The 24,028-nt window shown below is 41.3% G+C and carries 18 protein-coding genes and 2 pseudogenes; 11 read left to right on the forward strand and 9 right to left on the reverse strand.

Annotated features, from left to right (window positions below; genetic code table 11):
- Positions 1-50: 50 nt before the first annotated feature.
- Positions 51-1,400 carry an MATE family efflux transporter gene (locus TY03_RS15230; protein ID WP_042371807.1) on the reverse strand — a complete coding sequence of 450 codons (1,350 nt, stop codon included), beginning with the start codon at positions 1,398-1,400 and terminating at the stop codon, positions 51-53.
- A gap of 89 nt (positions 1,401-1,489) precedes the next feature.
- Between TY03_RS15230 and TY03_RS15235 the strand changes: the two genes are divergently transcribed.
- A complete protein-coding gene (locus TY03_RS15235) occupies positions 1,490-2,389 on the forward strand; it encodes a DMT family transporter (protein ID WP_042371533.1) in 900 nt (299 codons plus the stop codon).
- Between the two features lie 224 nt (positions 2,390-2,613).
- Here the strand turns inward: TY03_RS15235 and TY03_RS15240 are convergent.
- From TY03_RS15240 to TY03_RS22915, 3 genes and pseudogenes are all read right to left on the reverse strand, one after another.
- Positions 2,614-3,657, reverse strand: a pseudogene (locus TY03_RS15240) (6-bladed beta-propeller); the annotation flags it as partial.
- A gap of 172 nt (positions 3,658-3,829) precedes the next feature.
- Positions 3,830-5,113 (reverse strand): IS1380 family transposase, encoded by a 1,284-nt coding sequence (locus TY03_RS15245; protein ID WP_042366226.1) that lies wholly within the window; start codon positions 5,111-5,113, stop codon positions 3,830-3,832.
- A gap of 131 nt (positions 5,114-5,244) precedes the next feature.
- Positions 5,245-5,361: pseudogene (locus tag TY03_RS22915) on the reverse strand (6-bladed beta-propeller); the annotation flags it as partial.
- Here TY03_RS22915 and TY03_RS22690 point away from each other — a divergent pair.
- Entirely contained in the window at positions 5,330-5,521 is a 192-nt protein-coding gene (locus tag TY03_RS22690; protein WP_187374003.1) for a hypothetical protein, read from the forward strand. The pseudogene TY03_RS22915 and the gene TY03_RS22690 overlap by 32 nt on opposite strands.
- Before the next feature lie 90 nt (positions 5,522-5,611).
- Here TY03_RS22690 and hcp read toward each other — a convergent pair whose 3' ends face one another.
- Positions 5,612-7,246 carry a hydroxylamine reductase gene (gene hcp / locus TY03_RS15250; protein WP_042371535.1) on the reverse strand — a complete coding sequence of 545 codons (1,635 nt, stop codon included), beginning with the start codon at positions 7,244-7,246 and terminating at the stop codon, positions 5,612-5,614.
- Between the two features lie 500 nt (positions 7,247-7,746).
- Here hcp and TY03_RS15255 point away from each other — a divergent pair, with 500 nt between their 5' ends.
- The 7 genes from TY03_RS15255 to TY03_RS15285 all read left to right on the forward strand — a co-directional run bounded on the left by TY03_RS15255 (position 7,747) and on the right by TY03_RS15285 (position 17,864).
- The gene (locus TY03_RS15255) at positions 7,747-8,664 is read left to right on the forward strand and encodes a BACON domain-containing protein (RefSeq protein WP_148335682.1); all 918 of its coding nucleotides are present in this window, start codon (positions 7,747-7,749) and stop codon (positions 8,662-8,664) included.
- Positions 8,665-8,741: 77 nt separating this feature from the next.
- Entirely contained in the window at positions 8,742-10,025 is a 1,284-nt protein-coding gene (locus tag TY03_RS15260) for an IS1380 family transposase (RefSeq protein ID WP_042366226.1), read from the forward strand.
- A gap of 208 nt (positions 10,026-10,233) precedes the next feature.
- The gene (locus TY03_RS15265) at positions 10,234-11,760 is read left to right on the forward strand and encodes a DUF5689 domain-containing protein (RefSeq protein ID WP_052332510.1); all 1,527 of its coding nucleotides are present in this window, start codon (positions 10,234-10,236) and stop codon (positions 11,758-11,760) included.
- A gap of 78 nt (positions 11,761-11,838) precedes the next feature.
- A complete protein-coding gene (locus TY03_RS15270; RefSeq protein ID WP_042371537.1) occupies positions 11,839-13,035 on the forward strand; it encodes a DNA/RNA non-specific endonuclease in 1,197 nt (398 codons plus the stop codon).
- An 11-nt stretch (positions 13,036-13,046) separates the two neighbouring features.
- Positions 13,047-14,081 carry an endonuclease/exonuclease/phosphatase family protein gene (locus TY03_RS15275; protein ID WP_042371539.1) on the forward strand — a complete coding sequence of 345 codons (1,035 nt, stop codon included), beginning with the start codon at positions 13,047-13,049 and terminating at the stop codon, positions 14,079-14,081.
- A 14-nt stretch (positions 14,082-14,095) separates the two neighbouring features.
- The gene (locus TY03_RS15280) at positions 14,096-16,837 is read left to right on the forward strand and encodes a TonB-dependent receptor (RefSeq protein ID WP_042371541.1); all 2,742 of its coding nucleotides are present in this window, start codon (positions 14,096-14,098) and stop codon (positions 16,835-16,837) included.
- 34 nt (positions 16,838-16,871) lie between these two features.
- Positions 16,872-17,864: a DUF5689 domain-containing protein gene (locus TY03_RS15285; protein WP_042371816.1), complete on the forward strand. Its 993-nt coding sequence runs from the start codon at positions 16,872-16,874 to the stop codon at positions 17,862-17,864.
- A gap of 88 nt (positions 17,865-17,952) precedes the next feature.
- Here TY03_RS15285 and TY03_RS15290 read toward each other — a convergent pair whose 3' ends face one another.
- Entirely contained in the window at positions 17,953-18,777 is an 825-nt protein-coding gene (locus TY03_RS15290) for an ATP-binding protein (RefSeq protein WP_042371544.1), read from the reverse strand.
- Between the two features lie 108 nt (positions 18,778-18,885).
- Between TY03_RS15290 and TY03_RS15295 the strand changes: the two genes are divergently transcribed.
- Both TY03_RS15295 and TY03_RS15300 read left to right on the forward strand, forming a co-directional pair.
- Complete coding sequence (locus TY03_RS15295; RefSeq protein WP_042371545.1) at positions 18,886-19,533, forward strand: Crp/Fnr family transcriptional regulator; 648 nt, start codon at positions 18,886-18,888, stop codon at positions 19,531-19,533.
- Positions 19,534-19,731: 198 nt separating this feature from the next.
- Entirely contained in the window at positions 19,732-19,989 is a 258-nt protein-coding gene (locus TY03_RS15300; protein ID WP_042371548.1) for a hypothetical protein, read from the forward strand.
- Between the two features lie 668 nt (positions 19,990-20,657).
- Here the strand turns inward: TY03_RS15300 and TY03_RS15305 are convergent.
- From TY03_RS15305 to TY03_RS15315, 3 genes are read right to left on the reverse strand one after another with little or no spacing between them, the layout of a single operon-like run.
- Entirely contained in the window at positions 20,658-21,698 is a 1,041-nt protein-coding gene (locus tag TY03_RS15305; RefSeq protein WP_042371550.1) for a nucleoid-associated protein, read from the reverse strand.
- Positions 21,699-21,701: 3 nt separating this feature from the next.
- Positions 21,702-23,570 carry a DUF3732 domain-containing protein gene (locus tag TY03_RS15310; protein WP_042371551.1) on the reverse strand — a complete coding sequence of 623 codons (1,869 nt, stop codon included), beginning with the start codon at positions 23,568-23,570 and terminating at the stop codon, positions 21,702-21,704.
- Positions 23,567-24,025, reverse strand: coding sequence for a hypothetical protein (locus TY03_RS15315; RefSeq protein ID WP_042371553.1), 459 nt, complete (start codon positions 24,023-24,025; stop codon positions 23,567-23,569). Before TY03_RS15315 ends, TY03_RS15310 begins: the two co-directional genes overlap by 4 nt.
- Positions 24,026-24,028 lie beyond the last annotated feature (3 nt).

Consider the following 24,028-nt stretch of genomic DNA (forward strand, 5'->3'; position numbering starts at 1 on the left):
AGATAAAAAATATTCATCTATTAATTAGCTGTCTATATTCGAAAAAACAACTATGAATTCATTTTGTTGAGAGAAAGTGTTTTTTTGCGAATAATAAGAAACCACGTTAATAATATAATGCCTTTGGCAATGGTCGTTATGGAGACTGCCCACCAGATACCTTCGACTCCCATGCCCAACTGTATGAGACAGATAGCCAACGGGATGCGGATATAATTAAGCGTAATGCTGATAATGGCAGGTGGTACCGTACGCCCCAATCCGTAAAAAACTCCCTGCATGGTAATTTCGAGCATCATGAATAATTGCGAATATCCGTCGATTCGCAGAAAAACACCCCCTGCTTCGTAGGCCTCTGCTTCGGGCACAAACAAGGCAAATACCTCATTGCCGAACAGAACGAACAACAAGGTGCAGAGTGCCCCGAATATACCGGTCATCCATAGGGTGGTGTGCCAGGCTTTTATAACCCGGTCGTTGCGTCCTCCGGCATAGTTTTGGGCAATAAAAGCACTCAGGCCGGTCGAGAATCCTTGCGATGTATTCCAAGTGATACCCTCAATTTGTCCGCCCGTAGTAAAGGTCATCAGTCCAATATGTCCCCCTTGCCCGGAGGCAATGCGACACATGAACATATTAACCAGCGCAAACAAGCTGTTGAGTGCAGCCACCGGCAATCCCAGCTTTAAGATGCGTAACGTATATTTTCGTCTTAGGCGGGTGAAGAAAGGAAAACGTCCCAGCAAGGCATCGCGGCAGCGTAGCTGATAGACGAAAATACTGAATACGATGGCTTGAGATATCCACGTAGCGTAGGCTGCACCATTGGTTCCCAGTCCAAAGCCGAAGATAAACAGGGGATCGAGCATGATGTTGAGCAACAAGCCCGCCCCACTGATGTAGAAAGGTATTTTGCTTCGTCCGGCTGCGTTGTAAATGCCTGTAAAGGCAGCCGACAGAAATACGAAAGGCAAGCCGGTAGAGACAATGCGCAGGTACGCAATGGCATTGGCTGTGATGGACGCTTTGAGCTCGTACACACCAATGAGCGGGTGAGCCAGCAGAAAGAGCAATCCGCCCCAGCAGATCGAGATAATGAGTGCGATCGTGATGTTGTGCGACGAAAACTGGCGTGCATCTTCGGGCGACTGTGCACCGATTGACTGCGCCACACTTACCTCGGCACCCACTTTGTTTAATAAAGCAATCGACCCCGAGAGCCACGTCAGAATGCCCACTGCACCCACAGCAGCTACGGCTTCGCTTCCAATGCGTCCTACCCAAGCCATATCCGTGAGGCTGTATGCCATTTGAATAAATGAGGTAGCCATAATGGGCATAGCCAAATTAAATAACTGTTGTTTGATGGGGCCCTGAGTAAGGTTCTTTGTTCCTTGCATATTCTTTTTTAAAATGGGGCACAAATATACGAAAAACTGTCTGCGATTATGGTTATCTTTGCTCGATTTTTTATTCGACATCGTAACCTATGGCAACAACTACAAAATCTCCGGGATGGTTTCATCTGCTGGCGGCTGTGACCGTAATTATCTGGGGAACCACTTTCGTTTCTACCAAAGTATTGATAAATAATGGTCTTACCCCGGCCGATATTTTCTTCTACCGCTTTCTGTTGGCTTATGTCTGTATTTGGTTTGTGTCTCCGTGCAAGCTCTTATCCCGTTCGTGGCGCGATGAGTTGCGGTTTCTCGGACTGGGGCTCTCGGGCGGGTCGCTCTACTTCATTGCAGAGAACACCGCACTCGGGCTTACGTTCGCCTCGAATGTCTCTTTGATCATCTGTACCACTCCCATCCTGACCGCTTTTCTCTCTCTGCTTATCTACAAAGGCGAGCGGTTGCGCCCTCGTTTGATAAGCGGATCGTTATTGGCTCTTCTGGGTGTGGTGCTGGTCGTGTTCAACGGGAGCTTTATTTTGCACCTCAATCCGCTGGGCGATCTGCTCACGCTTCTTGCCGCACTCATGTGGGCCTGTTATTGTTTGCTGTTGCGGCGCATGAATCCGCATTACGATACGCTGTTTATTACCCGCAAGGTGTTCTTCTACGGACTGCTTACCGTGCTTCCTCTCTTCGCCTTTCACCCTTTGCAACTGGATGCCACCGTTCTTTTCCGCCCCTTGGTTGTAGTCAATCTTTTGTTTCTGGGAGTCGTGGCTTCGATGCTGTGCTATATCATGTGGAATACGGCGGTGAAGCAGCTCGGTGCCGTGCGCACGGCCAATTATATCTATGTGGTTCCGCTGGTTACTGTACTTACCTCCTCGTTAATTATCGACGAAACCATTACTGTTGTTTCTTTGATTGGTTCCGTGCTGATTCTCGGAGGAGTTTACTTGGCCGAACGTGGATTGAAGTTTGGTAAGTAATTGATTAGTAGTGGTCTATATTGGCGTATTTAAGTCCGTAGAATGATGCTTTTCTTTGTTTGCAAAACTAGTATTTTAAGGGTGTGTTAATATACTAGTTTTGGTGCATAAGAGTACGTACTGTTTCATACCAAGACTATATACTCTTGTATTCAAGACACGCGTGCAGAGAAAAAGCTATTAACAGAAAGAAACCGTATTCTTTTATGATTATCCACTCACTACTATTTCTTTTGCTTGACCAACATTACCACCGGATTGTCTTCTTCATCCAACTTCGAGGCGATTTCTTTCAACTTACCATCTTGCAGTTGGTTTTTCTTGTAAACTTCAACAAGTTCGAATGCATTTAAACTAGCTATATTTTCGATTTCGCGATTAATTGATTTTGCTGTCATGGCTACAGGTCTTTTTTCTGTATAGTCTCCATTGTATACGGTAGCTTGAAATATGGCTTTTTCTTCCTTGTCGTACATCAGTTCATCGGCATAGAATCCGTTGCCCTTCTCAAAGTTGAATACATTCTTAACGGCTTGCATAAAATAATAACGGTCAGTAGAAATACCCATATAAAGAAATACTGCCGGTTCCATGGTCTGTGCTGAGGGAATTCTTACTATGAAGGGGCTTAATGTTCCATCCGATGCATAGTTGTACAATGTATCGGCCGAGGTGTCCATCAGTGTGTATTTGCCTTGGCTTAAGCGTATCTGGTCTACGTAATTTGTAACGAAGTTATCTCTATCCGTCACAATCGGTGTGTTAATCGTTTGAAAAGGGATAAATATTTCACGGGTGATACTCCCATCCTGTTTTGATATAATAACATGGTATGATTTGGTTCTATCCTTTCCTTTACTATGATAATCCGACATATCATAGCCAATCAAATTAGACTTATCATAATCAAAAACAGACGAAACTTCGCGATCAATATTCAAACATCGCTTGAAACTTCCATAAAGATCGTACACCAAGATTTTATTTCCCGGCGACTTTATGAATACTTCACCATTATTTTCATCAAGAATCATCCCATTAATCCTTGCATATTCTTCCGCTCCTTGCCCTTGCCGGTTTATCTTTCTTACTCCCTTACCAGTTTGTCTGTCAAAAATAAAAATATCCCCATCATTGTTTCTGTTTTTCACCAATAAGTATTCTTTTCCTACATCCTGTACCGAACCTTGTGTAAGAAACTCGTCGGTAGTTTCGAGTGCAATATATTCCACATCCATAAAATCCTGAAGAATCAGTTCTTTTTTAGGATCCTCAAATCCGCAGCTAATTTATAACTGATTCAAATAGCGATTTAATTCACCTAATAGTTCCTACTCGTAGCTTTTCCCCCTGCTTTTCTCCTTGATTTCAGGTTATAGGGCATAGCTTCCCCTTTCCCCAGTTAGCTGAAGGCATAAGTAATCCCACGAAAAGTTGTTTTTACGGACTCCAAAGCAACTTGTATGGTTTGTCGGAATAAATATTGAGTACCCATTGTCTGCCTGTCTTTACCCATTTCGCAGGAACTGTAATGAATCGAAAGATAAATCGTTTGACTCGGCTTACCGGTTCAATATCTTCAAACACGGCTGCAACCTTCTCAATAAGGTAAGCATAAAAGTTTTTAGCCATGGCTGTAAGTAGCAGGAATACTGTATTCTCTTTGAGGAATGAACAGGGAAGATGACTCCACCCGAAATCGTTATTCATCATGTCGAATGTTCTTTCACAGGCTCCACGAGCATTGTAGAAGAGTACAATGTCTTTTTCAGAACTTTCATGGTCATTGGTTAAGATGCACCGATAGGTGTATTCACCATCAAATAGGTCCAATTGGTTGTCCTTACGCTTTTGCCTTTGAATAACAAGTCGGTAGTTTTCTTCTTGCAAAAAGGAAGTAAAAGGTATGGAGGTCACTTCATAATTCTCGAAGTTGATTTCTTCTTTTTTCCAATCTGTGATTTTCGTCATTTCTTCATACAGAGACTGACATTTGCCGGCTCGTATGTAGAACTTGTTGCAGTAGCCATGTGTCATACGGATAATCTCTTCCGAATAAGAACCACAGTCCATCCGGCAACGGTCTATGAATATTCCCCTATCGGCCAAACGACGAAAAGTCCGTTGGAGCGTATCCGCTTGACGAAAACGGACATTTGCGTTTGCGGCCCGATTTTCCACACCAACAATGTTACCACCAATAGTTGCCGTGCCGGGGAAATAACCACGTTTTTTCTTGTAAGAATACTGAGTGTCATACTTTTCTGTGGGAATAAACTGGTGGTCGAAGTCCAAGTTATAAAGCGTGTTTGGCTTGAGTTGTTCTGTTTGAAGGAGCATATCGAGCATCAAACTATTAAGCTGTTCCGCCTTATTGAAAGCATAGCTTGCTCCTTTTTGGGAAGTATAGTGGATATCCAATTCTGCGAGTTCTTTTATGCCTCTCAATAAAGTATCCGGACTGGGGATTTCAGTATCCGGGCGTAATTCAAGATGTTTGCCAAGGTGTTTGCCGATATCTTCGATGTGGTCACCGCCGCAATAGTAGATCCAAAATAGGCTCGAAATAATTTCGCTATATTGGTAACCGGCGTAGGAAGAACGTAATCCTAAAGATTTATCGATCACGGAATTCAGTCCTAAACGAGAAAATTCATCCATTGCGTAAAATATACCCCCAAAAGGAGTGATATTATCTGATTTTATGGCTATTTTTGTTGTCATATGCACAAGTACCTTTATGGTTTGTTTGGTAGCACTAATTTAGGTGAATCTTGTGACATAACCAAACCTTGAGGATGTTATTCATCCTCAAGTGTTTGGATTCTCTGAAAATAATATGACTGCGGATTTAAGGGATAACTTTTCGAAACGTCGACAATGATGAGATTATCGTTTGATTGTTTCTCTCCTCCACATCCTGCCAATACTACCAACAGAATGACTGCTAAGATTGTTTTAATGTTTTTCATATCAATTGTTTTGCCTACAAACTTAAGAAAAATAATGGTTGATAAGGCTGTTTCCTATAAAGAATCCGAACCAAAAAACAGCCGGGTTATTGGCAGGGAATCTCTCCCGACAGCTGTTTCCTATAAAGAATCCGAACCAAAAAACAGCATCTTTCAGTGAAACACTTGAAAAATGCTGTCTTTGATTCGGATTCCAATTTCCTTGTTCCGGACGGAGGAACAAGGAAATGCGTTATATCTCTCTTTTTACTTAGCTCAAAAATAGCTTCATATCTTCATCTACCGTACCAATGCCGGCTATTCCGAAGTTATCGACAAGCACCTTGGCTACATTGGGCGATAAGAATCCCGGGAGTGTTGGGCCTAAGTGAATGTTCTTAACTCCCAACGAAAGCAGAGCCAGCAATACAATCACCGCTTTTTGCTCGTACCATGCAATGTTGTAGGCAATGGGTAGCTCATTTACGTCGTTCAGCTCAAAAATCTCTTTCAGTTTCAGGGCAATAACGACCAAAGAATAGCTATCGTTGCACTGTCCGGCATCGAGTACACGGGGAATGCCGCCGATATCGCCCAATGGCAATTTATTGTAGCGGTATTTGGCGCAACCGGCTGTTAGTATCACTGTATCTTTGGGTAGTTGTTCGGCAAACTCGGTATAGTAATTGCGGTCTTTCATGCGTCCGTCGCAACCTGCCATCACGAAGAACTTGCGGATAGCACCGCTCTTTACAGCATCTACCACCTTATCGGCCAAGGCGAATACCTGATTGTGGGCAAAACCACCGACAATCTCTCCTGTTTCTATTTCGGTAGGAGGAGCGCAGCGTTTGGCGTGCTCAATGAGCGCAGAGAAATCCTTTGAACCACCTGCGGGGCGGTCGGCAATGTGCTTGAATGCGCCAAAACCTGATGATCCGGTAGTGTATACGCGGTCGGCATAGGTTGCATTCGGACGAGGCGGAACGATACAGTTGGTCGTGAAGAGGATGACTCCGTTGAAGCTTTCGAAATCAGACGTTTGTTTCCACCACGAGCTACCGTAGTTGCCCACAAAGTGGCTGTACTTTTTGAAAGCAGGGTAGTAGTGAGCCGGTAGCATTTCGCTATGCGTATAGACATCGACACCTGTTCCTTCGGTCTGTTCGAGCAGGTCTTGCATATCGCGCAGGTCGTGACCACTGATCAGGATAGCCGGACGGTTGCGTACGCCGAGGTTTACCTTCGTGATTTCGGGGTGGCCATAGGTCGATGTATTGGCTGTATCGAGCAGTGCCATTACCTTTACACCGTTTTCGCCACAGGTTAGCACCAAGCCTGTCAGCTCGTCGGCAGTGAGTGCATCGTTGGTGGTAGCCACCAAAGCTTCTTGTATGAAGGCACTGATTGATGGATCCTCGAATCCTAAGTTATAGGCGTGTTCGGCATAAGCGGCAATACCTTTCACACCGTAAATGAGCAGTTCGCGAAGCGAACGGATGTCTTCGTTTTGTGTATTCAAGATGCCTACTGTGGCAGCTTTTGCCTCCATCTCTTCGAGGGTTTGTCCGGCAAAGCTCAAGCAGTCGCATGAGCAGGTATACTCTTTGCCGAGCGATTGACGCACACGTTCGCGAATGGTGTAAGCCTCGCGAATCTTAGTCACAAAACGTTCTTTATCGAAGTTGGCATTGGTGATGGTCATAAACAAGCCATCAATAATAAACTTATTGGCCTCGGGTAGCTCTTTTCCTTCTGCGCGCAGTGCAACAGTTAGTTTCGAAATTCCTTTGAGAAGATAAATCAGCAGATCCTGTAGACCGGCTACATCAGCGGTTTTGCCGCAAACACCTTTTACTGTACAGCCCTTTCCCAGAGCGGTTTCTTGACATTGATAACAGAACATAGCTTTTGTTTTTTAGGGGTTAGTATTACGATGCAAATATCTATAAATAACAAATTGGGAGGTGTAACAGTTGTTACATTAGCCTTTTTATTTTTATTATGATCCATATCATGTGTCGAATGTACCGTTGTGAACTTGCTTAATCTCTGTATGTTGGCGGAATGATGCTTGCTTCTGCCTAAAAAAAGGTGGCGGCTTTTTTCTAAAACCTCGCCGTCTTTTTTTATTTTCCCACCGTCTTTTTCAAAAAGCCCGCCGGATTTTTTTACTTTGTTTCCGGCTTTGCGAAATCTCACCTATATTAATAAAAAAGAGGGTTGTTATTTTTAAAACAATTGATTTTATTGATTCTCCGGAGGCAAGCATTTGTAACGTAGAATTAACATCTTAAAATTTGTTTGCTCAATTTTTAATTAATATCTTTGTTTAATTAATGACCGCGTCGATAAAGTAATAAACATAATGTTATATATTCTCAATTTTAATTTAATTAAAACCTTATGAAGAAGTTTAATTTTTTTAAGTTCGTGTCTGTAACAATGGCTGTATTGGCCTGTACACTTAACGTAAGTTGTGTCGATGATAATGATGACACTGAGGCTCCTTATCTGGAGGTATCGCCCAGTACATTATCATTTGATGCCAATGGAGTGCCGGTTGCAGGAAGTCAGGCATTTTTTCAGATATCGACCAATCGACACTGGACGGCAACTGTTCAAAGTGAAAAATCATGGATCACACTTTCGGCTACCGAAGGAGAGGGCTCTGCCGATATTCAGGTAAGTATTCCTGAAGGTATCAACGATCAGGCAACGGTAACGATTGCCATATCCAATAAAGTAGGTGCTTTAATGTCTCAAACCGTAACGATTGTGAGTGGAAGCGTATTGCCTGCTACTACAATCTATCGCGAAACGTTTGGTACAGCTGCTCCATCATCGAGTCCTTATCCGTTTGTTGACGCTTATACCGGCTGGGATAAGTCGGGCGAAGGCTCTTCAACAACCGAATATACAGGTGTGGCTGCTTCGGTTCGTCAATCGGGCAAGCTAAGTGCCGGATACGAAGGTGCTTCGGGCGGAGCGAAACTTTTCTTTGGTTCAGGTGCTAACTTTGTAATCAATAAGATTACGTTGCAAGAAGCCCAGACCAATCTGAAGTTAACGTTCGGCGGAAGTTACTCGAAAAATACAAACGGTGTTTATGACAACGTATTCAAACCCGAGCTGTTCCACGTCTATTTAAGTGCCGACGGTACTACATGGAGCAATGCGTTGACCTACGAAACCAAGCAAGCTGATGAGTATTGGGTGCTTGCAACCTCTCACTTTACTTTGAAGAATCCAACGACTACTCTTTATACCTTAAATCCGCAGTCATATTATTTTCAGAGAATCCAAACACTTGAGGATGAATAACATCCTCAAGGTTTGGTTATGTCACAAGATTCACCTAAATTAGTGCTACCAAACAAACCATAAAGGTACTTGTGCATATGACAACAAAAATAGCCATAAAATCAGATAATATCACTCCTTTTGGGGGTATATTTTACGCAATGGATGAATTTTCTCGTTTAGGACTGAATTCCGTGATCGATAAATCTTTAGGATTACGTTCTTCCTACGCCGGTTACCAATATAGCGAAATTATTTCGAGCCTATTTTGGATCTACTATTGCGGCGGTGACCACATCGAAGATATCGGCAAACACCTTGGCAAACATCTTGAATTACGCCCGGATACTGAAATCCCCAGTCCGGATACTTTATTGAGAGGCATAAAAGAACTCGCAGAATTGGATATCCACTATACTTCCCAAAAAGGAGCAAGCTATGCTTTCAATAAGGCGGAACAGCTTAATAGTTTGATGCTCGATATGCTCCTTCAAACAGAACAACTCAAGCCAAACACGCTTTATAACTTGGACTTCGACCACCAGTTTATTCCCACAGAAAAGTATGACACTCAGTATTCTTACAAGAAAAAACGTGGTTATTTCCCCGGCACGGCAACTATTGGTGGTAACATTGTTGGTGTGGAAAATCGGGCCGCAAACGCAAATGTCCGTTTTCGTCAAGCGGATACGCTCCAACGGACTTTTCGTCGTTTGGCCGATAGGGGAATATTCATAGACCGTTGCCGGATGGACTGTGGTTCTTATTCGGAAGAGATTATCCGTATGACACATGGCTACTGCAACAAGTTCTACATACGAGCCGGCAAATGTCAGTCTCTGTATGAAGAAATGACGAAAATCACAGATTGGAAAAAAGAAGAAATCAACTTCGAGAATTATGAAGTGACCTCCATACCTTTTACTTCCTTTTTGCAAGAAGAAAACTACCGACTTGTTATTCAAAGGCAAAAGCGTAAGGACAACCAATTGGACCTATTTGATGGTGAATACACCTATCGGTGCATCTTAACCAATGACCATGAAAGTTCTGAAAAAGACATTGTACTCTTCTACAATGCTCGTGGAGCCTGTGAAAGAACATTCGACATGATGAATAACGATTTCGGGTGGAGTCATCTTCCCTGTTCATTCCTCAAAGAGAATACAGTATTCCTGCTACTTACAGCCATGGCTAAAAACTTTTATGCTTACCTTATTGAGAAGGTTGCAGCCGTGTTTGAAGATATTGAACCGGTAAGCCGAGTCAAACGATTTATCTTTCGATTCATTACAGTTCCTGCGAAATGGGTAAAGACAGGCAGACAATGGGTACTCAATATTTATTCCGACAAACCATACAAGTTGCTTTGGAGTCCGTAAAAACAACTTTTCGTGGGATTACTTATGCCTTCAGCTAACTGGGGAAAGGGGAAGCTATGCCCTATAACCTGAAATCAAGGAGAAAAGCAGGGGGAAAAGCTACGAGTAGGAACTATTAGGTGAATTAAATCGCTATTTGAATCAGTTATAAATTAGCTGCGGATGAGGTTATATTAAATATGTAGCAGACGAGGCTTCTGTATTCTCTATGGACGACCCAACACTGGTAACAGGTCCTGGTGGTCAGGAAGTGGTATTCGACAATACCCCTCAACCGGGCGAAGAGAAAGTGATTACCATCCCCGAGATGATTCAGGCAATGACAGCTGCCCAGACAGTACTTGATGCTACTGCCGACAGATTCTTTGAAGCCATCGTACAGAACGATACAGTGGGTGGAAACTATTCATTCAACAACCTTATTCTAACAACTGTAGGGGCTACAACAGCCGGCAACGGTATTACCCTCTATGGTAGCCAGGTAGAACCGACCGCTATCAAAGTGAACAAAGGCGATAAGGTGAAAGTAACCTTGTATAAAGGTCTGGCCAAACTCGTAAACTATAATGGTATGTACGAAGTAACCGGAGCCAAGGAAGATACATGGGCCAAGGTCGAAAAGATTGGTACTGCTACCGTAACACCTATCGTGATAACAGTCGACAAATTAGTCGACTATCAAGGAATGCCTGTTACCATTCAGAATGCAACCACTGCAACAGCGGGTGTTTGGGCTACGAATACAGACCTTTCTTCTCATAACTTTACTGTTCAAACGACTCCGTTCGTGGTGTTCTGTAAAAAGGGAGCCGGTGTTTTTGTCGATGCACCTTTCAATGCCGCAACAGGAGCGATCAGTGGACTTGCTGCAGTAAATAGAAACATTGGACAGCTTGTGCCGAGAGATCTGAATGATGTGAAGGCGTTTAATTCAACTAGTCCGCTTATTACTGCAGTCGATCCTACATCGCTTAGCTTTGATGCAGCAGGTGGTACTAAGACCATTCAAGTGACTATCTCTAATCAAGGCAGTAATACCCTTTCTGTAAGTGGACTGAGTGGTACACTATCTGCCTCTGTGAATAATTCGGTTGTTACGGTTACGGCAGCAGAAAATACTGGAGCTGCTGTTAGTCAGACCCTTTCTATTACGCTTCAAAACGGAAATACGGTAACTGTTCCGGTAGCACAAGCGGCCAAAAGTACAGGCAATACGACCACTTTATCAATGACATCTCAGAATATTATCGATGGAAAAACAGGAACGGTTGAGTTAGGTACTAATACTTATGGCTCACAAACCGTTGCCGATCTGAGTACTTGGTATACATGGGCTTCTAATAATATCAATTTTACCGGTACAAAAGTTTGTATAGCACCAGCTAATAATGGCGGCGGAATTCAAGTGCAAGGTAATGCCAGTGATGTGGCCAAACAAGGTATAATTGCCAATGCGACAGCTTTGCCAGCTATTCAATCAATGGTAATTGTATTGCGCGTAGCTGTTGCTAATCAGTATGAACCGGCATATAACGTATATGCAGGAACCTCTGTAAATCCTTCGAAGTCAGATGCAACTATTAATAGGGTTTCTACTGTCGAAACCGTCGGTGACTATAAGGTATATACTCAAACATTTGATTTTACAAATGGTAACTATAGCTATTTCAGCATTATTAATGATTTAGCCGGTGCATTATATATTGATTCGATTGCAATTACTTATAAGAAGTAATATCATACAGTAGTCAATAAAAGGCTCTTGAGGAAATATTTCCTCAAGAGCTTGATCATCTAATTTTATATTGATTAAATGAAATCAATTCAAGAAAAATATGTAACATCAATAAAGGTGTTACTACTCACAGTGCTGACGCTGTGTGCAGTCTCATGTAGCAACGACGATTCCAATGGTCCCTCGCAACCTAACGAGGCGTTCTGGAAAATCTCTTCGACTGTTAGTTTTGCAGAAGGCTCATCGGCTATCATTATTACCGGTGCTACCGGTACTGAGTGGAGTGCCAAGATTACCGAAGGTAGCACATGGTGCTCTTTCAGCAGTACCGACTATGCAAATGGCGCTGCTAAAATAGGAACGGTGAAAGACGGACTCAACGTACTGTACGTTTATTACAAAGGCAATGCAGGTAATCAAGAACGGCAAGCCAAGATCGCTTTTCAGTTTGCAGGAGAAGTTGAACAGGTTTTTGACCTAACTCAGTTAGCTCAAAACCAGGAAAACTTACCGAACTTTAAGATATGGCCCGAACTGCCTGCCTCGAAAGTAAACGAAAACTATCAATATGCAACGCATTATACGCCTTTGAACAACCGAACTGCCAGAAACTATTCGATCTGTTTCGATAAAACCAAAAAGGCTGCATTGTGGGTGGCATATCCCATACACAATGCTTATTTGGGAGGTGTGGGACGCACCGACGCATGGGCTTTTGATCCGATTATTCCTTTCATCTACCAGCCTAACTGCATAGAACGATCTTATAAAGGAAACTATGACCGTGGTCATCAATTACCTTCGGCAGATCGTTTGGCAACCAATGAGATGAATGCGCAAACATTCTATATGACGAACATGACTCCTCAACTTGACCGGCTTAATCAAGATATGTGGGCCAAATTAGAGAGTAAAGTTCGTGCCAACAGATGTTCGGATACCTTGTATGTGGTAACCGGAGCCTACTTCGGATCGGGTGCAACGACTACAACAGACGGTGCAGGCAATGTGGTTCCTATTCCGACCAACTACTTCAAGGTGCTGTTGCGCACCAAGAGTGGTACAACGGGCAAGCAGATTAAGGATTGCAATGAAAGCGAACTAATCTCAATGGGTGTGTGGGTAGAACAAAAGTCGTATGGCAATATCGAACCTCCACGAAGCATTTGTACGTCGGTGGCCGATATTGAGGCAAAGACCGGATTCACCTTCTTTCCACAAGTACCTGCTGCGGTAAAACAACAGAATAACCCCACTGCATGGGGCATTAATTAATATGCTGACTTATGAAGAAACAATTATTTTTGACTCTGTGTCTGCTGCTGCTGGTTACGGCAGGTGTAGCGCAGAAACCCTATAAGGTAGCTTTCTATAATATCGAAAACTTCTTCGATACAACGAACGATCCCGAAGTGTTGGATGATGAATTCACACCCGAAGGATCCAAGAAGTGGAATGAAGCCAAGTATCAGAAGAAATTAGGTAATATAGAACGTGTGTTCTTTGATATGGCTGCCATAGATAAAAACTATCCGGCAGTAATCGGACTCTGCGAGCTAGAGAACCGTAATGTACTCGAAGACATTGTTTCTACCCCTAAACTGACTCCGGCTCATTATCGGATTGTTCATTTCGATTCGCCCGAAGCAAGAGGTGTAGACGTTGCCTTTCTCTATCGTCCCGATGTGTTTAAGCTGGAAGGCGAACGCGCTGTGCGAACAGTCATCCCCTCGCTACCCGACTTCAAAACCCGTGATATCTTAACCATGTGGGGAACGATTGAGCATGAACCATTCTTCTTTATGGTAGCGCACTGGCCTTCGCGTTTGGGAGGAAAAGAGGCTTCGGAGTTTAAACGAATTGCCGTAGGCGAACAAATGCGCAGCATTGCCGACTCGGTGTTGAGAGCCAATCCCGCTACGAAAGTAGTACTCATGGGCGATTTTAATGACGATCCTATCGATAAGAGTATTGCCAAAGGCATAGGTGCGAAACCCAAAATGGGCGATCTCTCTGCCGGTGATTTCTTTGCCCCTTATGCCGAAATGCTTAAGGCCGGTTACGGAACATTGGCCTATGGTGATGCGTGGAACATCTTCGATAACATCATCGTGTCAGAGAATCTTGCCAAAGGATCGAACGGCAGTTTGAAGTTACAAAAAGCACCCGGATCGAAATATTACGGAAATATCTTCAAACAACCCTATATGATACAAAAGGAGGGGCAGTACAAAGGATATCCGTTGCGTACCTATGTAGGCGATAACTTCCAGGGTGGGTTTAGCGATCATCTTCCTGTATATATCTATATTGGCAAATAAAAAAGTTACTATTTATGAAACTAAAAACATTATTATTCACCATACTGTCGATCATGTCGCTTACGGCCTTTGCGCAAAGTGGCGGTGTGAAAGGTACGGTCGTTTCTCGCACAACGCGTGCAGCGATACAGGGTGTAAAGGTTACTTTAACACCCGGAGATGTGATAACGAAAACAGATGTAACAGGTCACTTTTCTATTGAGAATCTGGCCAAGGGCGAATATACGTTGACCTTCGAGGCTGTAGAGTTCGAACCTCTTACGCTGGCAGTGCGTGTCGACAAAATGATGCGTGAGATTAAGGCCATCATGATTCCCGAAAGCAATGTTCAGATGGTAGATGATGCCATCTTTGCCGAGTTCGATACCGAAACGATTGAAGATGCACAGTCATTGCCTTCTTCGCTTTCTGCATCGAAGGATGTGTTCAACAACATTGCATCGTATAAATTCAGTGAAATGCGTTTCAATGTACGTGGATACGACTCGCAGTTCTCGGATGTTTACCTCAATGGCATTCAGTTCAATGATGCCATGACAGGCTACACTCCGTGGTCTTTGTGGAGCGGATTGAACGATGCTACCCGCAACCAAGAGGTTACCTCGGGCATGAATATGGGCGATTTCGGTATTGGTGGTATCGGTGGAACAACCAACATCAACACGCGTCCCTCGCAAATGCGTAAAGGGTTCCGTGCAAGCGTAGTAAACGGCAACTCGATGTATCGTTTCCGTGGAATGGTAACTTATGCTTCCGGTTTGCAAGACAACGGTTGGTCATACGCACTATCCGTATCGACTCGTCAGGGAGGAAACTCGTACGTAAATGGTGTTTATTACAATGCATTCGGCTACTTTGCTGCCATCGAAAAACAGTTTAACCCGATGCATCGCCTTAGCCTTACAGTAATGGGAGCACCTACAGAGCGTGGTACACAGCAAGCTGCTACCCAAGAGGCGTACGACCTGGTGGGCAATAACTACTACAACCCCAACTGGGGATGGCAAGATGGAAAACGTCGCAATGCGCGTGTACGTACTTACCACGAACCTATTACGATGTTGAACTATACTTATGATATCAGTGATCGCTCGAAACTGGACGTAGCCTCTTCTTTCCGCTTTGGTCAGAATGGTTATTCGGCATTGTCTTGGTATGCCGGTCCGGATCCGCGTCCCGATTACTACCGTTACCTGCCCAGCTTCTATGAAGGAACCAGTACAGGTGCATGGTTGTATGAGGCTTGGCGCAGCAATACCGACAATATTCGCCATTTAGATTGGGGGCAGTTATATGATATCAACCGCCGACAACCCGAAAATGCGACTTACGGCCCCGGACGTCGTTCTATCAACATGATTGAAGAACGCCACTCAGATCAGTTGGACTGGAACCTGGATGCTCAATTCTCCCATCTTTTCCTCAATAACAGCAGTATCAAAGGAGGTGTGAACCTACGTCGCAACCGTACCAGCTATTACAGCGAGGTGAAAGACTTGCTGGGTGGCGACTACTGGGTAGATGTGGATAAGTTTGCCGAACGCGATATGGGTGGTCTTAACCCCATACCTTATCAGAACGATATGAGTTATTACAATCAATACGGACACGCTCGCGCTGCTAAGGTAGGCGATAAATACAGCTATAACTACTACGGAAACGTGCTTAATACACGCGGATGGTTGCAGTATGGTATGAAGGTCAATCAACTGGAAGTCAATTTGGGAGGTGAAATCGGTTATGCCAGCTTGTGGCGTCATGGTTTGTGGCAAAAAGGATTGTTCCTCGATAACTCGAAAGGCGACTCTGAGAAACAAGACTATCTGACCTATAAACTGAAGGCCAACTTCAACTACAAGCTGTCGGCAGCACAGTTCTTCGAGGCCAATATTACTTATATGCAAGACGCTCCTTCTTTCCAATACGCATTTGTATCACCGCGTACACGCAACTCTGCAACTCCGGGTGTTTCTGCCGAGAAGGTATTTGGTGTAGATGCTTCGTACAACTTGCGTCTGGGCGATTTCAAAGCACGTGTGTCGGGCTACTATACTACGTTTCAAGACCAAACGAAGGTGATTTCTTATTACGATGATGTAGAAGCTACCTTCTCTAACTTGGCCATGAGCGGTATTGATAAGCGCCACTTTGGTTTGGAAGTAGCTGCTTCTGTTCCTTTGTACGAAGGATTGGCTTTGAACGGAGCCTTTAGCTGGGGACAATATACCTACAATAATAACCCCAACTTTGTGCAGGTGCAAGACAATAGCGGCGAAATCATCAATCAAGGAAAAGTTTATTGGAAGAACTTCCGTGTAGAGAGTACTCCGCAAACAGCATTGAACGTGGGTTTATCGTACCGCAGTCGTAACAATATCTACGCTTCGGTTGATATGAACTACTACGATAATATGTACCTGTCTATGAATCCGCTTGCCCGTACCGATGCCGTGTTGACACCTTCGATGAGCGAACAGCAAATCTTAAATATGCGCCATCAGGAGAAGTTCAACTCAGCCTATGTGCTCAATGCAAGTATCGGCAAGAGCTGGTATATCAACCGTGCGTACACTCTTGGCTTTAGCTTGGATGTGAAGAATATGCTCAATACGCAAGATATCAAAACGGGTGGTTACGAACAAATCCGTCTGCTGAAGAACAAAGAAGAGAGCTATCAAACCTACGAACCGTTTGACGCCAAATACTTCTACATGTTCGGTACGACGTATTATATGAACATCTATTTCCGTTTCTAATCTCCATGAAGCAATGAGTAAAAATAAGAAGATTATGAATAAATTACTAAGAATAGGGATATTTGCAGCTATTGCATTTTGTTTCATTGGCTGCTACAATGACTTCGATGATCCGGCACCGGCTAAGGTGTGGACCAAAGAAGATTTCAGTAAAGACCAGTTGATCTCCATCAAAGACTTCAAGCAACTCTTTTATGATGTATATGGCAATTCGGCCTCAAGCCTTGGCAAGACACTGGAGATTAAGGACGATTATGTAATCAGTGGTAAAGTAATATCAAGCGATCAAGCCGGAAACGTATACAAGTCGGTTTACATCTACGATGAAGCCTCCGAGTCGGCCATTGAGTTGAAGTTGATGGTGAGCAATTACGTATTCTATCGCCCAGGGCAAACCATCTTTGTAAAAGCCAAAGGAATGGCTATTGGTAGCTACCGCTATATGTTGAGTCTGGGAGGTATGCCAACCGATGAAGATATCGCCAAAGGATATGCTAACCGCAACTTGGAAGACCGCTTGCAGATAGCCGCTCATATCTTTCCCGGAGCCGAAGGACAACTGACAGATGCTGATACGCTGGTGATAACGCCCACCAACTTTAATACATTGACCGATGCCGATTTGGGTCGCTTGGTTCGATTTAAAGGGTTGACTTACAAAGAAGGTACTTTCGATAGGGATAAATATCCTCAATACCTCGAAACCCTTTATCCCGGCGGATCTACCACGGCTGTGTATACCAATAAGTATTACAGCGATGAGGGTTTGACTCCTACGTATGCGTATAGCTACAACAACCAACGCTTCTACGGTTCGTCTTGGTTTAGCTATGGTGGAACATCGACTACACAAGGCAATTACATCGTACGTGTAAGCGGCTACGCAAACTTTGCTTTGCAGCCGCTGCCTGCCAACGGAACTGTTGGAGACTTGACTGCCATCTATACGAAGTATTCTTCCAAATCGGGAGGTTTTGCTAAGTATCAGTTGCTGGTAAACAACTTTAATGATATTCAGTTTAAGTAACTAAAGCAGCCTAAATCAATGCCCCTAATCGTTTGAAACGTACTTCAAACGATTAGGGGCATTCTTATATAATAGATGTTAGCTGACTTTAGTCCTCTCTTAACAAATTACCCTGTATACCCACTATAACCTGCTTGATGGGTATTTTTCTGACGGATCTTTCCACAGCCATACGAGCCAATTGCAACAAGCCGCCACAACAGGGAACTTCCATGATGACTACTGTCAACGAACGTATTTGCGAGGCATCGATCATGGTTGTGAGTTTCTCGATATAGCTCTCTTTGCCCGTATCCAGTTTAGGGCAGGCAATGGCAAGTGTCTTTCCAGTCAGAAAGCGTTGATGAAAATCGCCGTATGCATAAGCCGCACAATCGGCAGCCAATACCACATCAGCTTCGCGAAAGTAAGCTGCCTGCGGGTTAAGCAGATGTAGTTGTACGGGCCATTGACGGAGTTGAGACTGTGCCGGTGATACAGCATGGCTAGGCGTAGCTTTCGGTGCAAAAGAGAAGGCTCTTCCACCGGGGCAACCACAAGCAGCAGCCGGCTTCTCTTCGGGCAATGATATCTCAATGCCGTGCTCTGCCAGGTAAGACAGACCTTGCTTGAGGTATTCCATTTCCTTATGGTCGCGCAGGTGCATAAGGTGCGCTACGATGGTCTTTTCGCCTTTGGGGGCTATACGTTCCATAACGGCATACTCATCATAAGGTTCAGCCTCCCGTTCTTCGAGCGCGATAGCTCCCACGGGACATTCGCCGATACAAGCACCCAGACCATCGCAAAACAAATCACTAATCATACGGGCTTTGCCATCAATCAATTGCAAGGCTCCTTCGTGGCAACCCTTTATACACGCTCCACAACCGTTGCACAAACTCTCATCTATTTTGATAATTGTTCTTTTCATCTCTTCCTCTTTTTTGATGCAAATATAGTCTACTAACAATTCCTTTGATGTAACAGTTGTTACAATGGCAGATTATTTTTATCTTTGGCACATTAAAACCATCGCCCTATGAACCTAGAACTCTGTCCTATCTGTGGCAACCTGCCCGAATCCGAACGTGCTACCTTTTACCAAAAGCTCAAGGCGGTAACCAAGACGTATGCGAAAGATGATTTTATCGCTCATCAAGGCGATACGGTGAGCTCGCTCTACCTTTTATCGAAAGGGAGCGTAAAGACCGAAATGATCACGGAGAGTGGGGGAGTATTGGCGGTTGAGGTCATTGCGGCACCTCGTCCGTTGGCACCTGCTTTTCTCTTTGCCGAGAACAACTCTTTTCCGGTCGATGTTATCGCACTCGAACCGTGCGAAGTGGTGCTTATACCCAAGGCATCGGTTATGCACCAACTAGCTACCAACGAAAAGTTTTTGCAAAGTTACATGGCGTTTAACGCTAACCGCACGCAATTCTTATCCGAACGCTTGCAACTGCTTTCTATTAAAACGATTAAGGGGAAGTTGGCCAGCTACATTCTGCAACGATCCGCGAACCATCGGTTTGCCTTCGACCGTAATCAAACAGAACTGGCCGAGTACTTCGGAGTAGCCCGCCCGTCTTTGGCGCGCAGCCTTACAGAGATGGTCGACGATGGAGCCATTAGCCGCGATGGGCAGATATTAAATGTAGATCAACTGAAGAAATACATTATCTCTTGATGTTGGTGTTGAAATGAGCTGATGTCTTCTCCTCTTCCAAGGTGATTATAACATTGTTATATATCGTCCTGGCGTGGGGGCATTACTTATTATTCATGTGCAGGCTTACCAGAGCCTTAGTGGAATAATGCAGTTATAGCTTCCACGCCTTTCTATTATACCGGTATGGGGCTTCATTGTTTACTAAATCTTACTAACATGAATACCGACACTTGCCCCTGCTTGCTGAGAATAGATCTCGAGCATGCCATCGATAAACTTAACTTTCTAAAGGAGTATTACTTGCCTATTATCGACGAAGCATTTACATCGCTATCTGTCAAGGAGCTTACTTGTTGCTTGTGCCTTATCAATAGTGTGCTTAAATCGATAAAAGAAGGTAGCTATGTTTGTAGCAATCAAGAGGTGATTAGCTTGTACGAGAAGAAGAAACAGATTATTTGTTTGCTGATCTAAATGGGGAGGTTTGTCGGGCTGTTTTATGAACTATAGAACGTGTGAAGTTGATAAATGCGCAAATATCTTTGTCGTGGTGGGTGATGATGTGATAAAATGGAGACAAATAGAATGGGGTATTAATATCCGTTGGTGTGTTTGTAACTAATTGTATATTAGTATAGTATGATTTGTTTTTTAAGCCTTCATACGTATTTTCTTCTTTGCTTATAGAAGACCTATTTTAATGGTGTGTTAACTACATTCTTTTGGCATCAAAGAGTACGTAGTTATTGCTGCAAAAAGTACGTACTGTTGTAAAGAAGAGAATAAGAAGAGGGTAATTAAATTAACATTGTTAAAATGAGGGAATAAAATGGAAAGTACTTCTTATAGATTCTTTACCTATAATATGCTTGATGGCTGTTTTCTTGTTGATTTAGTAATCCGCCTGGGATTCTCTTTGCAGAGTTACCACGCTGATATTTAAAACTTTATATTTTTTGCTTCAAGCATATCCCATGAATTATCCCACTAATTTGCTACGTGCTTTTGCGGTAGTTTGCTCATGGAGAATACTGAGAACAAAGATAGTATCTTTTTCATTATTGCCCAATAGAATAATATATTAATCAGTACTGACTCTCATAAACTGCAAATAATGTATTGGTTTTACGTAACATATAGCACTATTTTATTTTTTCATCATCAAAATATATTTTATAAAAATGTTTATTTTTGATTTCATCAAAACCTTGCTCTATTAAGGGGAACTTTTTATCAATAACAATCTTTACATTATCATCTAGTATAATCGTTTTAGTCATTGACTTGTGTATCTTTTTTAATACATTAGAGGGGATTTCAAAATTATTCATAATTTTGACTCCTGTATTATCTTCATATGCTTTTTTGAAATTATCAAAATTCTGTTCAAGCTGCTTATCCTTAAATAAATCGGCTTTAAAATCATTAATTGATAGTTCACTATTAGATGCCATGTATTTTTCAGCGTTATGCAATATTTCAGCACATTCTGCATTTGTTAATGATGTGTTACCTTCTGCTGTATGTAGAATAAACTCCTTGCATATTTTAGAGAGCTCTTCTGTTTGAAAGTATGTATCTTCAATACGTTCAACATGGAGAAAACTATTAGTCCAATAATGTGCATCGTTATTTTTTGTATTATTTGATACTAAAACAGTATATCCATCACTATCATTTATATCTAAAATAAGACATCCTTTATCTACTTTTTTTAAAGAAATTCCCTTGTTGGAAGTGATATCGAATGAACTAGTAGTATCTTTTACTGTTAAGAACGTTGATTTTTCTTCTGTTTTTAGTAATGCAACAGCTTTAACTATTTTATTATTCCAGCTAAATCTATCCAACAGAACTATGTAAAAATCACCTTTCTTAATTGATGGGTGAGTTGATTTTTCATATAGAAGTCTGGCTAAATCAATAGAACCCTGATAAAATGAATCTGAAAAATTAAAAATATTATTGATAGTGTCTTTTACTAAATTAGAAGGTAATGAGTTCTCAATAGTAAAATGGTATATTTCATTGTCAGAAAATGAGTTTGTAATTAGTCTTACTAGGTCTTGCTCTATATTTTTATGTGCAATCAAACATTCAGAGAATTTGATGCCTTCACCAAGAAGAAAATTTCCCACTCGATGTATTATTAAACTAGAGATTGAAATATTAGAAGAAATCATATTTTATTGTTTGATTACATCATTTGGTATTAATCCATCATTATTAAAGAAAGTGGCAACAGTATGAAAACAATCTAACTCATCATTTCCTTCCCAAAAAGTGGGATCAGTATGTTCTATCATAAATATTTGAAATTTCTCTTTTTTCTCTTCAGTTGCCCATTTAACAAAATTATTCATTATGTAATATATTTCATAAAGTTTTTGCCTATCAGAGTCATCTTTTGATGTATTATCTGTAAACAAGTAAGGTTTACTGGGCTGATCAATAAAGAGAAATGTAGGAATAAGACTATCGTTTCTCATTAAACTGAATTTTTGTAATCCTAGAAAGTAGGCAATATGTAGAAACATATAATTAGACTGACTACCTATGGTTTCCTTTGGAAAAATAGTTTGAGGTTCTTTTATTTTTAACACATATCTTTCAATATCAAAATCTACAATATAATTATTGTATTCTCCCATTGTTTTAAATTGATTGTATATATACTGTATATCCTTTTCTAAGTCTAATTTCAAGTTGTTGAGCAGAATTTCAATACTAGGTATTTGCGATGTACGTTCTAATTCTGATGTATATTGTTGTAAGATACCTTCTGATGAAAATGGTTCAGGCAATTCTTTTTTTGCATATTCCAAATCAGCTTCTATTTTTCCTGCAAGTTTAAATACATCTGAGAATTTTGCATACTCATTTTTGACCTGAGATCTACTTTTTATCTCAGCCTCTATTTCTTTAATCTTTTTTTGTAAAACATTAATCCTGTTGTAAACATCATTGCTTGGCTTTTGAGGTATATTAATTGCTACTTTTATCTTTTTTAAAGATTCCTGAAGAGCGTCTATGAAGCGTATGGTTTCAATAGATTGAATTAATTCTTCTTTGTTTTCATATAAATATTCAATCGGCTCTAAAGAATCGGTTGATTGTTTGAGATTTTGTATGTACGTATTGTATTCTTCTATACATTTAGTGCAATCATCAATTTCTTTTTTAACTCTCCAACGTTCTTTTTCAAATGTTTCTCGCTCTCTAATTATCTTGGAATTGTCAGCGAGCATACTAAAACGTTTTGATATCGTGCCTAAAATATTAAAAATGTAGTCATTAGTTAATGTGGCAACTTCCGTTTCAGGAGATTCTAACAATCCATTTTGAAGTGCATTTATGTATATCTTTTCAAGTTTTTTTCTATATTCTTTTTGCTTGGTTATAATGTTATTTTTTTGTCTCTCCATTCGCTTTATCTCAGCTTTCAAAAAAAGCCTTCTTTTAGTCGATTGGATATACATTGAATTTAGCCCCAAAGCAAAAGGGAATGAATCTTTTATTGAAATTGTATCTTGGAAATAGGACGTATCATAAAATTGCTCTTCAATAGTTATGATATTTTCTGTAATTATACAATATGGAAGAAAGCTCCTGAAGCTAATTTGTCTCTTATCTTTAATTCTTTGTTTGCTCAAATTTAGTATGTCTTCTGTAATTCCCCATTTTTTATTTAATATATTAAGCAAATCTCCTAATTCTATATTAGCCATTGGCATCTTATTGGTGAGAGCATTTCCTTGAACAAAATATAATTCAGGAGATATAACTCCATTTTTAGGCGCTTTTCTTGCTATAGAATAGTATTTATCATCCTTGAAAAAGCATATTCCATACCATGATACATTTTCATTTATAATCGTTTCAACCAGCTTGGAATAAGGAGCTAATAAACAATAATCTATAATGGATAGAAAACTTGTTTTCCCTTTAGTTGCCGTCCCTGTTATAACGTTTATCTTATTCGGTTCTAAAAAATAACTTTTAGGTTCAAAATTTCCATTGAACCACAGCTTGATTTCTTTTATATAAAAATTCATAATCTAATTCTTAATAGTTCATATAATTTTTCCGTAGAATACTTATCTATTAAAGATAAAAATAATGGTATGATATGATTAATTTTATTAAATCTATTGCTTAATTTAGAAATGTCACTATTAATAATGGAATTCTTTTCATTTGAGTATATTATTCCGTCTTTATATGATCCGATATTAGAATCAACAATTATTTTTAGGCTATTAATAACTATTGGTAGTAACCCATAATAATAGCGGTTATACTCCAATTGATATTTAGCTGTTTGTTTGAAAAAGCATTTAAGAGATACATTTTTATCTTCATTTAATACATCTACTAGTTGATCATTTAAAAGTACGGAAACAACAATCGCTATACGCGATATTTCAATTACTCTTGTTTGTTTTAATATTTGAACAATCACAAGAGAAACAATGGCTTCATTATTATATATGTAAAAAAAACTATTCATATT

Source organism: Bacteroides neonati, from assembly GCF_000499785.1.
Lineage (GTDB): Bacteria > Bacteroidota > Bacteroidia > Bacteroidales > Bacteroidaceae > Bacteroides > Bacteroides neonati.